12 protein-coding genes are annotated in these 15,169 nt (G+C 38.0%); 9 read left to right on the plus strand and 3 right to left on the minus strand.

The genetic code is table 11. The annotated features are described in order from the left end of the window. The first annotated feature begins 13 nt into the window (after positions 1-13). A complete protein-coding gene (locus AC4HCY_RS10735; RefSeq protein WP_323432113.1) occupies positions 14-1,027 on the plus strand; it encodes an ABC transporter ATP-binding protein in 1,014 nt (337 codons plus the stop codon). Between the two features lies 1 nt (position 1,028). Continuing rightward, positions 1,029-1,997 (plus strand): ABC transporter ATP-binding protein, encoded by a 969-nt coding sequence (locus AC4HCY_RS10740; protein ID WP_323432114.1) that lies wholly within the window; start codon positions 1,029-1,031, stop codon positions 1,995-1,997. 169 nt (positions 1,998-2,166) lie between these two features. Here the strand turns inward: AC4HCY_RS10740 and AC4HCY_RS10745 are convergent, their stop codons facing one another. Further along, positions 2,167-4,413, minus strand: coding sequence for a helix-turn-helix domain-containing protein (locus tag AC4HCY_RS10745; protein WP_491094251.1), 2,247 nt, complete (start codon positions 4,411-4,413; stop codon positions 2,167-2,169). Between the two features lie 574 nt (positions 4,414-4,987). Here AC4HCY_RS10745 and AC4HCY_RS10750 point away from each other — a divergent pair. The 7 genes from AC4HCY_RS10750 (at position 4,988) to AC4HCY_RS10780 (ending at position 12,306) form a co-directional block, all read left to right on the plus strand. Beyond that, the gene (locus AC4HCY_RS10750; RefSeq protein WP_491094252.1) at positions 4,988-5,416 is read left to right on the plus strand and encodes a GNAT family N-acetyltransferase; all 429 of its coding nucleotides are present in this window, start codon (positions 4,988-4,990) and stop codon (positions 5,414-5,416) included. A 162-nt stretch (positions 5,417-5,578) separates the two neighbouring features. Next, positions 5,579-6,148, plus strand: a complete 570-nt coding sequence (locus AC4HCY_RS10755; protein WP_491094253.1) for a hypothetical protein — start codon at positions 5,579-5,581, stop codon at positions 6,146-6,148. A 458-nt stretch (positions 6,149-6,606) separates the two neighbouring features. Further along, positions 6,607-7,560, plus strand: a complete 954-nt coding sequence (locus tag AC4HCY_RS10760) for a P-loop NTPase family protein (RefSeq protein WP_491094254.1) — start codon at positions 6,607-6,609, stop codon at positions 7,558-7,560. 270 nt (positions 7,561-7,830) lie between these two features. Further along, positions 7,831-9,525, plus strand: coding sequence for a M3 family oligoendopeptidase (locus AC4HCY_RS10765; RefSeq protein ID WP_491096109.1), 1,695 nt, complete (start codon positions 7,831-7,833; stop codon positions 9,523-9,525). Between the two features lie 21 nt (positions 9,526-9,546). Then, the gene (locus tag AC4HCY_RS10770) at positions 9,547-10,719 is read left to right on the plus strand and encodes a coiled-coil domain-containing protein (protein ID WP_323432119.1); all 1,173 of its coding nucleotides are present in this window, start codon (positions 9,547-9,549) and stop codon (positions 10,717-10,719) included. A 24-nt stretch (positions 10,720-10,743) separates the two neighbouring features. Further along, positions 10,744-11,412 carry a cell division ATP-binding protein FtsE gene (locus AC4HCY_RS10775; RefSeq protein WP_323432120.1) on the plus strand — a complete coding sequence of 223 codons (669 nt, stop codon included), beginning with the start codon at positions 10,744-10,746 and terminating at the stop codon, positions 11,410-11,412. 6 nt (positions 11,413-11,418) lie between these two features. After that, positions 11,419-12,306, plus strand: coding sequence for a cell division protein FtsX (locus AC4HCY_RS10780; protein WP_323432121.1), 888 nt, complete (start codon positions 11,419-11,421; stop codon positions 12,304-12,306). A 59-nt stretch (positions 12,307-12,365) separates the two neighbouring features. Here AC4HCY_RS10780 and gcvPB read toward each other — a convergent pair whose 3' ends face one another. Both gcvPB and gcvPA read right to left on the minus strand, forming a co-directional pair. Beyond that, positions 12,366-13,832: an aminomethyl-transferring glycine dehydrogenase subunit GcvPB gene (gene gcvPB, locus AC4HCY_RS10785; protein WP_491094255.1), complete on the minus strand. Its 1,467-nt coding sequence runs from the start codon at positions 13,830-13,832 to the stop codon at positions 12,366-12,368. After that, positions 13,829-15,169 carry an aminomethyl-transferring glycine dehydrogenase subunit GcvPA gene (gcvPA, locus tag AC4HCY_RS10790; RefSeq protein ID WP_491094256.1) on the minus strand — a complete coding sequence of 447 codons (1,341 nt, stop codon included), beginning with the start codon at positions 15,167-15,169 and terminating at the stop codon, positions 13,829-13,831. Before gcvPA ends, gcvPB begins: the two co-directional genes overlap by 4 nt.

A 15,169-nucleotide genomic window follows, 5' to 3' on the forward strand; every position in this document is an offset into this window, starting at 1 on the left:
AGGAGATGTAAAAATGAGCAAGCTATTGGAAGTAAGAGATTTAGAGGTTTCCTTCGATACCTATGCGGGAGAGGTAAAGGCCGTAAGGGGAGTAAGCTTTGATCTCAGTAAAGGAGAGGCTATAGCCATAGTAGGAGAATCAGGCTGCGGAAAAAGCGTTACTGCCCAGAGCATTATGAGACTGATACCCTCACCTCCGGGGAGGGTAAAAAACGGCACCATCATTTTTAATGATATAGATATATTGAGCCTTAACGAAAGGCAAATGCAGGCGGTGAGAGGTTCGGAAATGGGCATGATATTTCAAGACCCCATGACTTCTTTAAACCCTACCATGACCGTTGGAAGGCAAATACAAGAAGTGCTGATGAAGCATAGCAAAATTACAAAGAAGGAAGCTGTATTGAAATCTGCAGAGATGCTTCAATTAGTCGGAATACCTAATCCGATTATGAGACTTAAGCAATACCCACATGAGTATAGTGGAGGCATGAGGCAGAGGGCTATGATTGCAATGGCTTTGGCCTGCGGTCCCAAGCTTCTTATTGCTGATGAGCCTACAACTGCATTGGATGTGACCATACAGGCACAAATCCTTGACCTGATGAGGGAACTGCAGAGAAAATTGGACACAGCAATTATTCTTATAACTCACGATTTGGGAGTGGTTGCAGATTTAGCCGAAAGGGTTATCGTCATGTATGCGGGAAAAATAATCGAATATGGCAGCGTCGAAGATATTTACTATAATCCTAAGCATCCCTACACATGGGGTTTATTGAAATCGGTACCAAGACTCGATAGTCACAACAAGGAGCAGCTGATATCAATTGACGGAACTCCGCCGGATTTGTTTTCGCCGCCGAACGGATGCTCTTTTGCGGCAAGATGTGATTATGCAATGAAAGTATGTCATCACTGTGAACCGGGCTACTTTGATATTAATAATGGTCATAAAGCCGCTTGTTGGCTTATGCATGAATATGCTTCCGGCATAGAGAGCAGTATTCTAAAGGGGGTAATTTAAAATGTGGGATAATGCTAAACCCCTTATTAATGTTAAAAATCTGAAGAAGTATTTTAATGTTGGCAAAGGCCAGGTACTAAAAGCGGTTGATAATGTAACCTTTGACATCGGTCAGGGTGAAACCGTAGGATTAGTAGGTGAGAGCGGATGCGGTAAAACTACGGTAGGACGGACTTTAATAAAGCTATATAAACCCACTGAAGGAGAAGTTTTTTATAAAGATAGGAATATAAATGACTTGGATAAAGCCGAAGGGAAAAAATATGCGAAGAAAGCTCAAATGATATTTCAAGATCCTTATGCATCGTTGAATCCGCGTATGACTGTAGGAGACATAATAGGAGAAGGAATAGATATACATGACATATATAAGGGTAAAGACAGGCAAAGCAGAATATATGAGCTGCTGGAAAAGGTAGGTTTGAACATAGAACATGCTAACAGATTCCCTCATGAATTCAGCGGAGGACAAAGGCAGAGGATAGGAATAGCCCGTGCATTAGCCATAGAACCGGAATTCATAGTTTGTGATGAGCCAATATCAGCGCTTGATGTATCAATACAGGCTCAGATAGTCAATTTATTGATGAGGCTTCAAAGAGATATGAATCTGACTTATATGTTTATAGCACATGATCTAAGCATGATAAAACATATAAGCGATAGAATTGCGGTAATGTATTTGGGAACCATTGTTGAGCTGACAAGCAGCCACGAGTTGTATTCCAATCCAATACATCCCTATACAAAAGCGCTGCTTTCTGCTATCCCCATACCAGATCCTAAAATTGAAAAAGGCAGAAACAGAATACTATTGGAAGGCGATGTACCAAGCCCTATAAATCCATTACCCGGCTGCAAATTTAGAAAAAGATGCAAATATGCTATGGATGTTTGTGAAATAAAAATGCCTGAACTAAAAGAAGTTTCTAGATCCCATTATTCGGCATGTCATTTAATTAGCCGGTAGATTTCTACCGGCTTAAGTTTTGATTTTATTAAAATAACCTGTTGTACTGACTGATAAAAGAGTGCATTGTGAAGGGACTTAGAGCTTGTTTTTGACGCAACCCTATGCAAGGTTACAAACGCTTAGCTCCGTAGCTCTGCAATCGTTATCAGTTAGCACAACAGACTCATCAGACAAATTCCTTTATATTATGATTATGGTGTTTTTTTCTATAGTTGTTAGGTGTAAAACCACACATTTCCTTAAATACTTCGCAAAAATACTTGGAGCTGGAAAATCCTACTGCGGCTGCAATATCAGCTATGTTTAATACGGTTCCTGTAAGCATTATTCGTGCTTCTTGAATACGGGTGTGCAGTAGAAGCTCTTTAAAGGTATAGCCTGTTTTTTCTTTTATAAGGTGGCATATATGAGTCTCGCTGAGATGGACCTCATCCGAAAGCATTGAGAGGCTTATGTCTTTTTTATAATTATTCTTAACAAAGTCTATTATAGTGCTGATCCTTTCATCATCCCGCTTTATGGCATCGATATAGGTATATGGAATGTTGTTCGGCGATATTCCCATAGCAGAAGCCGCTTCAAGATATTTTTTGTAGTACAGTTTCGCTTTTTTGCAGTTAAATGAGGAATAAAGCTTATATAGCTCGTAATATCCCATGCTTTTATATATAAGATTACCTGAGGACTGAGCATATCTTATGCAGCGTATAAGGTATTTTCTGGCTTTAATGCTGTCGCCTGATGAAAGAAACACGAAATAAGCAAAGAAAAACATAGAGCATAGCATGTATTTATGAAATCGGGATTTTGTTTTGTAGTTTAAATTTAAATCCATAATAAATCTCCCGGCTTTAAAACCAAGCATACTTCTGCATGCCATTATTCTGATATTTATAAAATCTTTCATGTAAGGCTCATTTATTTCATCATCGTAATTGATAAGCGCCTTTTCATATAATTTCATCGAATTTTTATAGTCCTTGCACCTGAATAGATGATCTCCTGCGATGATGTATAAGCGTAAATAAGAAATATGATATAAAGGTATGGTCACCCAATAGGATCTGTTCAAGAGCTTATTAACGAGCATTTCATAGGATATATTCGTGTTTTCTCTATAGCCTATTGCTTCAGATATAGGCATAAACAGCAAGTTTAGCAAGGTTTCGGTAAAATCATTTTTGAACTGGAATTTTACATCCTTTAATGCCTTATAGTAATAGCTTGCTCTGTTGAATTCGCACTTAAAAGTATAAAGCTGGATCAGATTGATATGCAAATGAGGTAAAAAAGTTCCCTCGTTTACTGATGCTTCATAAGCTTTCAGATAGCTCATTTCTGCATTTTCCCAATCTCCGATTGACATATAAGCACATCCAATAGTATTTTGGTATTCGCAGAAGATATCATTATCCATATAAGCCAGTCCTTTTTTTAAAATGCTTACAGCGGCCCTCCCCTTGTTAGCATAAAAATAATAATTGCCGAGGATGAAGCATCTCATAGCTTTAGTTTTATTTATATCATCGCTTTCCAGCTTTTTCAGCTTTTTTGTAAGCTTGTGGTTTAGCTGCCTTGCAAGAATAAGGGCATCGCACTTCTTACCATTTCTCAACAAAAGTATGATATAGCAGGACATAGCATCATAATAATTTAAGGAATCATCATCATTTAAGTATTGCATTAAGCCATATATTTGAGTTATATTATTATTCATCAATTGCACATTGCAGCGTAAAAATAATTTGATAATGAAATTGATATTATCTGACGCAAATCCGAATTTATTAAATAATGAGGCAATATGATAGCTGTCCGTAATCTCTATAGAATCTGACGGTGTTAATGCTATATGCTGTGTGAAGTCATCAAACTTAAATCGGGCTATAAGTTCTGTGTCCCAGGCATTCTTTAATGTACATATGATAGTAAATCTATTGTATGGAATGAAATATGAATATTCCTTAAGCAAATCCAAAGATTTGGATCCGTAAAAATCGACTTCGTCTATTAGCAAGACTAAGGGATGTTCTTCTGCAATGAGCTCAAGCACATCAAGAATTATAGTGTTTGCTGCCTTATTAATGCTTGTTGCTGCTGATCCGAGATTAAAGCTTTGCATATTAGAAATTTTTTTATAAACATCCGGATATCTTGCATTGCATTCATTGAGGAGATGTTTCAGCACAGAACTGTATGAGCTAAAATCTTCACCTTTGATAAAGCATGAAAATATTTCAGTTTTCAATTTTAAAACATCCTGAGTAAAATTGATTATTGTATTTTTTTCATGACTATTTTCGCCGGAAATGAGCATAAGCTTCCCGCTGCCCCTCAAGGTAGAAGTTATAACATTGTTGATAGCTTTTATTTCGCTTTCCATACCTTTAAGCCAAGCTTTACTAAATGTCATAGGAATCCCCTCCTATAACTGTTTGCATTCTTTTTATATTATAATTGAAAATTAAGAATTATTTGAAAAATATCGATGAAAAATTTGGCAAGTTTTTGTGAAAAGTTTTTGAAATTTCAGAATACGCTATAGCAAAAAAGTGGTATTCAGATTCATAGCTGAAAAATCATGCGATTGTTAACATAGATACATAAATAATTCCCCAAATTTTACTTAGGCGCTCTTCGGAGTGCTTCTTTTTTAAAATGAATCCAAATATATTGAAAAATAAAGGCAATTGTAATATTATAACATAGTGTGAGGGTTTAAAATATGTTCCGCATAAACTGTTAAGTGACATAGATGCCCTATTAATTCCAGACGGTGCTCCAACTCATCTAGCTAAAGCGGGAATAATTGAAGATGTAAAGTATATTGCTAGTAATGGTTAGGACGCATGATGTTTCAATCAATTTCTTTAAATGATTTAGGGATCAGAAATAGTTCAGCTGTCAGACTTCACTATAATAATTGTAATGTGCATTTATTTTATTATGTAAAGCAAATTTTTTGAGTTCTGTGAGGAGTGAGGAAAATGAATAATGGATATGAAATAACAATTCCGAGGGAAGATGAAGCCGAGCATATAGGCAATATGTTGCTGCAATTTAATCTCGAATCAATATCGCTTACTCAGGAAAAACCGTTTATCAGCATTAACAGATGTATAAAAGATGAGAACGGAGAGATTATTGGCGGGATTTTGGCATGCTCTGCATTGTGGCAAGTTCTATCTATTGATACATTATGGGTAAAAGAAGAATTTCGCAATCAAGGAATTGCGAAACAATTGTTGAGTGCTGTGGAAGATAAGGCGAGAAGTATGGGGTGCCATATTGCATATTTAAGTACCTACGATTTTCAAGCTAAAGATTTTTATCTTAAAAATGGATATGAAATTTTCGGTATATTGGAGGATTGTCCTAAAGACCATAGGCTTTATCATTTGTCCAAAAAATTATGAGCTATAGTTAAGGCATACTCTTCTTATTATGTGAAACATGTTCGGCAATTCTGCATTACGAGATTTTTGCGGAGTGTGCTAGGTAACCGGTGCGTCTACTGTAACTAGGAAAATCTGGCTACATGAAGGCTGATTATTGCAAGAGAGGAGATGGAAAAGAGTATGATAAATTTAAGTTATGAAACTAAATCCAAAGAGAATTTATTAATATTTTTTTTAATTTCGATAGGTGCGCAAATAATAGCTTATCAAGTTCATGAGTTTGGACATTATTTAGTTGGTATGATTCTAGGTATAGAGCAACGATTTGTGTTAACAGGAGTAATGCATGAAGAATTAACCAATTTGCATCAAGCGCTACACAGTTCGGGTGGACTAGTTGCAACCCTTGTACTTGCTGTAATATCTTTAGTTTTGTTAATAAGTTCAAAAAAATCAAATTCTTATTTACTGTCATTTGTATATGCAAATACACTTTTGAGAATACAGCCAATGGTTGATAGTTTAGTCAGCAAGAATATGCAATATCAGGATGAGTATAAAGTTGCAGAAAGCATAGGAATATCCGGGCAGCTATTATGTATTATTTCTTTAGTAATATTTTCAGCTATATTTGCAACAGCAATATATTACTCAGGTAAAAAAAAGATATTAAAGATTATTGTATTTATTTTTGCAAGTGGAGTTGCAGCGATTATAATCAATAGTTTAGGAAGCATGTTATTTTATTAATCTAACAAATCTGGAATTTTGTAAGTTTCTTTGCTCTTGAACCTGGGTCCAAAACCCCTTATCAATATCCTTGATATTATCCACTATGCTATCCGCAAGTAGTATTAACTGGGAATCCATGTTATTTATGACTTTTAATGCATTTTTGCATTGCTCGCTTAAATCTTCAATGTTATCGATATTCTCCAGGCTAATACTGTTAACTGCACCGATGAAAGATCAAATTTAAATTATTACTATCAATAGCTGTCATTAAAATCTTATCATACCCCTTTTGGATAATCAATACAAATATGGTATTTAAATACCTGGCTATTTTTCATAAATCACTAGGTAATATCAGAAGAGGCTATAAAGATCACATTATTGTGCTGAAAGTCGAAGGAGGCAAGTAAACTGTTGCGTTGGAAAAACGGGTGAATCGAAAAGTTCTAGTCCGGTTTGGAGGAGGGGGAAAAATGAAACATCAATTAATCCTTGTAGATGGTCATTCAACAGTTGGAAAATCAACGACATCTAAGAGTGTATATAAACAAATTGCATATCAGGATAAAATATATTGGCTTCATGAAGAATGCGAAAAACATCCGATAAGGCATGAAGAGTTTGAAGCAGATGATATACATTCATTAGATGGTATGGAATTAAATAGGCAGGTAATGTTGCAGAAATGGGGAAAATTTAAAGAGGAGATTGAGCAAGGTAAGCAAGTTTGCATTACAGAAGGATGTTTTTTACACTCTTTAGACAGGTATCTTTTAAATAGTGCATGGAATGAAGAACAGATAATAAACTATTTCCAACAGATCCTTGAAATAATAAGACCTTTAAATCCACTAATAGTTTTTCTATACAGACCAGATATAAGACAGAGTTTTGAAAAAGCGTTCAAGGCACGTGGTGATTGGTGGAGAGAGCTTATTTTAAGTGTTCCAGGACCTTACGGCTTTTTTAAAACACATGAATATATAGGAGATGATAGCATCTATGCTAGCTTGGCTTATGAACAGGAGCAAATGGCAAAAATATTTGATACTTTGTCCTGTGACAAGCTAAAGATAGATACAACAAATGAGTGTTGGGATAATTATATACGTGAAATAACAGAAACTGCCGGGTACAAATACTATGAGGAAGAAAACAAATTGTCAGAAATAGAAAAGTATTGCGGAACTTATCAGCTCGAAGGAGGAGAAGACACGTGGGATATTAGCTTTGATGGTGAAACAAAGCTAATATATACATCATTGTTTTGGCCATACATGCCAATGAAATATATTGGCAATGAACAATTCGAACTAATATCATTTCCTGTTATGCTTCAATTTGATATTATGGCAGAGAAAATGCAATTCACAGTTAGCGGAAATTATGACTGGCAGTATAACGATAAAAAATTTATTAAAATCTAATAGATATAGCAGTTTATTTAACTGTCCTTACCGGTAGCAAGCATGAGTTGCCTCAGCACTTAGCACAGTATTTGGACAAGGTTACACGGGGTACAAGAAAAAATAGAAATAATGGTGAGTTTGGTGAATTAGAAATTGATTATTTACGAGGAAAACTGATATAATGATTACCAAGCTAAGGCTTATTGCTTAAAAATTTCCTTTTACTGCACATATATAATTTCATAATATGATAGTATGATGCTATTACAATAAAAGGGGGATTCTATGATGAAGTTTCAAGATTATAAATACATAAGGCCTGATCTGATAAAAATTAGTGAACAATTTGAAAGTCTGCTGCACAGATTTAATGCTGCAGATTCTTTTGAAGAGCAAAATGAAATAATGAGAGAGATCAATAAGATACGTTCAGGCGTTGAAACCATGGAGAATTTAGTTTATATCAGACATTCCATTGATACCGAAGATGAATATTATGCAGGAGAAAAGGATTTTTTAGACGAAAACATGCCTGAGTACCAAAATATTGCATCTAAATATTATAAAGCCTTGGTAGGCTCAAGATTCAAAGAAGAGCTGGCGAAGGTCTGGGGCAGACAGATTTTCACATTGGCTGAATTGGAGCTGAAGACTTTTTCTGAAGAGATAATGGAGGATTTAGTAAGAGAAAATAAATTGGTAACTGAATATGATAAGCTTATTGCATCAGCCAGTATAAGCTTTGAAGGTGAAGAGAGAAATTTAAGCCAAATGGGACCTTTTATGGAGTCTAAAGACAGGGCTATGAGAAAGAAAGCTTACGAGGCCTATATTGCCTTCTTTGAAGAAAATGAATCCAAATTTGATGAGATATACGATGAGCTTGTTAAGGTAAGAAATGAGATGGCTAAAAAGCTAGGCTATAAGAACTTTGTAGATATGGGCTATGCCCGCATGTCGAGGTCTGATTACGATGCAGAGATGGTAGCAAATTACAGGAGACAAGTCTATGAAGATTTAGTGCCGGTTGTATCTGAATTGAAGGATAGACAGAGAAAAAGGCTCGGCCTTGATGAGCTTAAATATTATGATGAACCTTTGGAGTATACAACAGGTAATGCTGTTCCGAAGGGAGCTCCTGAATGGATACTGGATATGGGTAAAAGAATGTATAAAGAATTATCAAAGGAAACTGACGAGTTCTTTAAATATATGACGGATAGAGAACTGCTGGATCTGGTCAGCAAAAAAGGAAAGATGAGCGGAGGCTACTGCACTTATATTCCCGATTACAAATCTCCCTTTATTTTCTCTAATTTTAATGGAACAAGCGGAGATATAGATGTGCTTACCCACGAGGCAGGTCATGCTTTTCAATCCTACTTAAGCAGAGATTATGAGATTCCGGAATATAATTTTCCTACTTCAGAAGCCTGTGAGATTCATTCTATGAGTATGGAGTTTATTACATGGCCCTGGATGAAGTTGTTTTTTGAGAATGAAGAAGACAAATACAAATTCAGCCACCTGAGCGGAGCCGTAAATTTTATCCCATACGGGGTGACGGTAGACGAATTTCAACATTTTGTATATGAAAATCCGGAAGCTTCTCCTGGGGAAAGGAAAGCAAAGTGGAGGGAAATAGAAAAGAAGTATATGCCATTCAGAGATTATGCGGATAATGACTTCCTAAACCGGGGGGGCTACTGGTTCAGGCAAGGCCATATATTCCAAGTACCTTTCTATTATATTGATTATACCTTAGCCCAAGTTTGTGCTTTCCAATTCTGGATCAAGTCCAGAAAAGACAGGGAGAGTGCGTGGGCAGATTATATAAAGCTTTGCAAAGAAGGGGGAAGCAAACCTTTCTTAGAATTAGTGGAGACTGCAAATCTAAAAAATCCCTTTGCAGACGGAATTATTAAACAGGTTGTAGGACCAATAAAAGAGTGGCTTGATACAATAGATGACAGCAAGCTTTAGTTCGAAACAAGGGCAAAGCGTATGAAAAAGGCCTTGCGGATGCTGAAAGAGAATAGAAGCTTGAATAAGGGTGAGCGCATGTTTAAATCAGTAAATGTTAAATGGTTTTTGATTCTGAGCCTGGCAATAGCTTTGACAATTCCGCATACAAGGATTATTGCGGGTGGGACGGATCCTTTCTCGAAATTGCAAGAGGAGCTGGCCGGGATATCCGAAAATGAAAAGAAAATACTCCAAAGCTTATTTACGCTGGCTCAAGAGATGGAGATAATAGAAGCAGAGGAAAAGGAGATTGACCAGCAAATAGAAGAAATTGACAGGGAAGCCCAAGAGCTTGAATTGGCAATCGCTGATGCCGAGTATTCCTTTGGAAAAAAGCAGGAAGGCTTAAAACAGGTTTTGAGGAGCTACCAGAGGATGGGCCCTATATCTTACCTTGAAATAATTCTTAATTCAGACAGCTTGTCTTCCTTTATATTGAGGATTAATACTTTGCGGGATCTGACCCGGGATACGGGGGTATTGCTGGAGCAGCTGGAGTCAAGCAAAGAGCAGTTGAATGGCGCTAAAGCTGAGCTCATGGAAAAGCTGGCCTTATTGGAGCTTAAGCATAAAGAATTAACGGCAGCGATTGCTAAAAAAGCAGAATTAAAAATTGATATGGAGGAATATTTGACATCCCTGACAGTGAAAAAAGGGTACTATCAAAAGCAGATTGCTGATATGCAGCATGTATGGAAGGAACTTAAGCTGCTTTTTTCGGAAGCTGAAAAAGAGTTTTCCGGCATCATCGAAGAAGGCAATTTTCCTCCCGACGCTTTGACGTTTGATTTTTCCATATTTGGGATCAAGGCGTCCTTAAATGAAAAAAGCTTTAATGATATAGTTTCCAGCCAGGTTGATATTGCTGAGATGATATTTGATTTTAAACCTGGTAAGATTGTGATTGAACTTCCTGAAAAGAACTTGAAATTATCAGGAGTATTCATCATTGCAGAAGGGCATATTTTAGAATTTGAAGCAGAAGAAGGGGTTTTTTATGACATGCCGCTGGCAGCAGGAACCATAGAGGAATTATTTAGAGAAAAAAAACTGTCGTTGGATCTGGAGCCCTTGCTCGGCAGCTATACTCTGCAATCTGTAGAGATCATGGAAGATTACATAAATTTGACCGTTAAACCCAATTTATATTGATTAAAAATGCAGGAGGCGATGGACTTGATTGAGGCAAAGAACGTGAGCTTAAAGTACAGTGACGGTACAATAGCGTTAAACGATATAAACTTACAGGTTGAACCGGGTGATCTGATCTATATTACAGGTCCCAGCGGCTCAGGCAAAACCAGCCTCTTAAAGCTTTTTATGGGAGTGGAGTATCCTACATCCGGTTCTTTAGCGGTTCTAAAACAGCCTATAATCAGAGGACAAGCTTCAAAAATAAGGAAGCTGAGAAGATCTATCGGTCCTGTTTTTCAAGAGTTCAGGCTTATAAAAGGCAGAACAGCCGTTGAAAATGTGATGCTAGGCATACGTTTTTTGAATATTCCACAAAAACAAATGAAGGAGGATGCGATTAATGCCTTGGTGAAGGTGGGACTTAAACACAAGATTTCCGCACTGGCAGAAAATCTATCCTGGGGGGAGTGCCAAAGAGTGGCTATTGCTCGGGCAATAGCCAGGCGGCCCTTATTGATACTTGCCGATGAACCTACCGGAAACCTTGATAAAGATAACGCCTTAAATATATTGGAGTTATTGACTTCTTTTAAAGATAAGAATACGGCGGTGATCATTACTACCCATGCAACTCATTTGATTGAGAGCTTTAGAGAAGGAAAGCTGATCTGCGTAAGCAATGGAAGCATCCGTCAGGAAAGGCTGGGTTAATGAATAATGAACAATATAATATACAATATAGGGTATTTTTTCAAAGAAGCCAAAACAATAATAAAAATTAATATGATGACTAATATATTTTCTATTTTAAGCATAGGGCTTATTTTCTTTATACTCATCATGGTGCTCTCAAGCTGGTGGATAAGCGGCTATGTAGTCGACACAATACAGAGCGAAGCAGAAATAAACGTATTTTTTGGTGATAGCGTTGAAGATGATGGTATTTTGCAGATGGTGGAAAGCATTAAGAAAATTAATGGCGTCATGGGTGCCCGGCTTATTGATGAAGATGAAGCCTATAACAGGATGTCCGCAATCCTGGGGGAAGAAGCAAAAGTTCTGAAATACCTGGATGATAACCCCTTCAGCCCATTCATAGAGGTAAAGATCCAGCTTGGGGAAATGGAAAAGGTTCTCGAAGGCCTGAAGTCTGTACCCGATATAGAACAAATAAGGGATAACAGGGATGTTTTGGAGCGTTTGAGGGGTATTATAAGAGTGTTTGAAGCGCTGGGGTGGCTGATCATGGCTACTGTAAGCATAACAACGGTGATAACGATATCACATATTATAAAGAGCGGGATATATAATAACAGGGAGCAAATAAATACTCTAAGGCTTTTGGGTGCCTCTGAATCATTTATTGCATTCCCATTTTTGATTGAAGGCTTGATATTGACTATGGCAGGAGCCATGGCTGCGTTTGCTCTTGCAGTGCTCGCTTTAAAAGCTTTCTATAGTCAAATGGCCGGCCCGCTCCCATTTATTCCGCTGCCTCCCCGTGAAGCTTTGGAAAGCAGCTTATTTATTCTGGGTATAGTGATAAGTTTGGTTTTGGGAATAGTTGGCGGTATCTTTGGCTTGCTGTCGGCAAAGGTCGAATAGACCACAAGAAGCTTGGTTAAATAATCAAGAATGCCCTCCATATCGGAGGGCATTCTCTTTTATTGTTTATTTTTATCCCATTTCAATATCAGATTTCTTGCAGCTTTAGCTTCGTCTATTCTTCTTACCGGTGTGTCATGGGGAGCGGTTTTTAAGATATCCGGACTTTCCTTAGCTTCCTCTGCTATTTTTATCATTGCATCGATGAACCCATCAAGAGTCTCAACGCTTTCGGTTTCAGTAGGTTCGATCATTATAGCTTCACTTACGATGAGCGGAAAGTAAATTGTAGGAGGATGGTAGCCATAGTCAAGCAAGCGTTTAGCCACATCCAGAGTAGAAATATGGTTTTCATCATTGAGAAGTCCGCCTAAAACGAATTCGTGCTTGCATACTTGATCTATGGGCAGATAGTAATGTTTCTTCAGCTTGCTCATAATATAGTTTGCATTAAGCACTGCCTTTTGACTTACTTCCTTTAATCCATCGGCACCCATTGACAGTATATATGCATAGGCTTTTACAGCAACCCCAAAATGCCCATAAAAGCTTTTAACCTTGCCTATGGAGTTGGGTTTATCATAGTCCAGCACATATTTGCCATCCTTTTTTTCAACAATTGGCACCGGAAGGAATTTAACCAGATCCTTTCTTACTCCGACAGGTCCGCTTCCAGGTCCGCCTCCGCCATGAGGAGTGGAGAAAGTTTTATGCAGGTTGAGATGAATTACATCAAAGCCCATGTCACCTGGTCTCGTCATCCCAACAATAGCATTGGCATTTGCACCATCGTAGTAAAGAAGACCTCCTGCTTCATGCACAAGATCTGCTATCTCTTTTATGTTATGCTCAAATAGTCCCAAGGTGCTGGGATTTGTCAGCATTAATCCTGCTATTTCATCACTTAATACGGCTTTCAGTTTTTCAAGATTTACAGCTCCGTTTTTATCAGATTCTATCTCCACTATTTCAAAACCTGCGACAGCTGCACTAGCAGGATTTGTTCCGTGAGCCGAATCCGGAACTATGATTTTATTTCTTTTTCTGTCTCCTCTATTATCATGATAGGCCTTGATTATCATCAAGCCGGTCAGTTCACCATGAGCTCCCGCAGCAGGCTGAAGGGTTACTTTTTCCATTCCCGTTATCTCCGAAAGCAAGTTATCAAGCTCATACATGAGCTCAAGAGCTCCTTGCACTGTCTCTACGGGCTGAAGGGGATGAATATTGCTGAATCCTCCCAAAGCCGCCATATCTTCATTTATTTTAGGATTATATTTCATGGTGCAGGAGCCCAGCGGATAGAAGCCGGTGTCCACTCCATAATTTTTATTGGAGAGATTGGTGAAATGCCTTATAACATCGACTTCGCTCACTTCCGGCAGCTCAGCTTCTTTATCCCTTAAAAATGAATCAGGGATCAAGCTATTCAATTCTGCTTCATCTACATCGCAGGGAGGAAGGCTATAGGCTTTCCTGTCTTCTTTGGAAATTTCAAAAATCAGCTTATTGTAATCCTTCATCATATCACCTCCATCGCTTGAGCAAGCTTGTCGATTTGCTCTTTAGTCCTTTTTTCAGTGACACACAGCAGCAAGCTGTTCTTAAATTCATGATAGTCTTTTTCCAGCTCATAGCCTCCGAGAATATTATGCTTTAATAGCTCCTTATTAATTTTATTGCTTTCTGTAGCGCTTGTAACCGCAAATTCCTTAAAGAAGGGCTTGTCAAATAATGGCTTGAATCTGCCGCTCTTTGTAAGCTGTTTCATTGCATAATGAGCTTTTTTTGTGCTTTGTTCAGCCACTTCTCTAATACCTTTTTTACCCATTGTAGTCATGTAGATGGCAGCAGTAAGAGCATTAAGGCCCTGGTTTGAGCATATGTTGGAGGTTGCCTTATACCTGCGTATATGCTGTTCTCTGGCTTGCAATGTAAGAACAAAGGCTCTTTTTCCGTCCACATCATCAGATTGTCCGACAATCCTTCCGGGCATTTTTCGCATCAGCTTGGTATTGGTAGCCATGAATCCAAGGTATGGCCCTCCATAGCTCATGCTGTTACCTAAGGACTGACCCTCTCCTACAACGATATCGACGCCGGATTCGGCAGGGCTTTTCAGTATCCCCAGAGAAATGGGATCTACATAATCTATCAATACAGATTTATTTCCATGGACTATTTTTTCAACCTCAGACAGATCTTCTATTATACCGAAAAAATTGGGGTTTTGCACAATAACACCAGCGGTATTGCTTCCCACCAATGATTTCAGTTTTTCTGCATCAGTAACACCGTCTGCCATATCAGCTTCGATCACTTCAACATCGCGGAACCTCATATAGCTTTTCAATACTTTCCTGACTTCAGGATGAACTGTTTTTGAAACGATTATGGAGTCACGCTTTGCGCTTTCTACAGCCATCATAGCAGCCTCTACGCAGGCGGTCGCTCCGTCATACATAGATGCATTGGTCACATCCATGCCGGTGAGCTTGCAGATCATAGTCTGATATTCGAATATCACCTGCAAGGTACCCTGGCTTATTTCGGGCTGATAAGGTGTATATGCAGTATAAAACTCTGATCTCATCGCCAAATGCCTTACAATGGAAGGTATATAATGATCATAAGCCCCCGCTCCAAGGAAGCAGACCAGATCCTCAGTGCTTTTATTTGCATGGCTCAGATCTTTCATATGAGCAGAAAGCTCCAGCTCGGATAGAGGACCGGGAATATTGAGCTTTCTGTCGAGACGCAAACTTTTCGGTATATCTACAAACAGATCTTCAATGGATTCTGCACCGATGCTTCCGAGCATCAGCTTTTCATCAGCTTCTGTATTTGGTATATACCTATGCAT

The sequence above is a fragment of the Lutispora sp. QWL-02 genome (genome assembly GCF_058315355.1).

Excerpts from the sequence above, each read along its gene's own strand:
- AC4HCY_RS10770 (WP_323432119.1), top strand. The coding sequence starts at position 9,547 with ATGAAAAAGGCCTTGCGGATGCTGAAAGAGAATAGAAGCTTGAATAAG.
- AC4HCY_RS10735 (WP_323432113.1), top strand. The coding sequence starts at position 14 with ATGAGCAAGCTATTGGAAGTAAGAGATTTAGAGGTTTCCTTCGATACC.
- AC4HCY_RS10780 (WP_323432121.1), top strand. The coding sequence starts at position 11,419 with ATGAACAATATAATATACAATATAGGGTATTTTTTCAAAGAAGCCAAA.
- gcvPA (WP_491094256.1), bottom strand. The coding sequence starts at position 15,169 with ATGCATAGGTATATACCAAATACAGAAGCTGATGAAAAGCTGATGCTC.
- AC4HCY_RS10740 (WP_323432114.1), top strand. The coding sequence starts at position 1,029 with ATGTGGGATAATGCTAAACCCCTTATTAATGTTAAAAATCTGAAGAAG.
- AC4HCY_RS10755 (WP_491094253.1), top strand. The coding sequence starts at position 5,579 with ATGATAAATTTAAGTTATGAAACTAAATCCAAAGAGAATTTATTAATA.
- gcvPB (WP_491094255.1), bottom strand. The coding sequence starts at position 13,832 with ATGATGAAGGATTACAATAAGCTGATTTTTGAAATTTCCAAAGAAGAC.
- AC4HCY_RS10760 (WP_491094254.1), top strand. The coding sequence starts at position 6,607 with ATGAAACATCAATTAATCCTTGTAGATGGTCATTCAACAGTTGGAAAA.
- AC4HCY_RS10745 (WP_491094251.1), bottom strand. The coding sequence starts at position 4,413 with ATGACATTTAGTAAAGCTTGGCTTAAAGGTATGGAAAGCGAAATAAAA.
- AC4HCY_RS10750 (WP_491094252.1), top strand. The coding sequence starts at position 4,988 with ATGAATAATGGATATGAAATAACAATTCCGAGGGAAGATGAAGCCGAG.
- AC4HCY_RS10765 (WP_491096109.1), top strand. The coding sequence starts at position 7,831 with ATGAAGTTTCAAGATTATAAATACATAAGGCCTGATCTGATAAAAATT.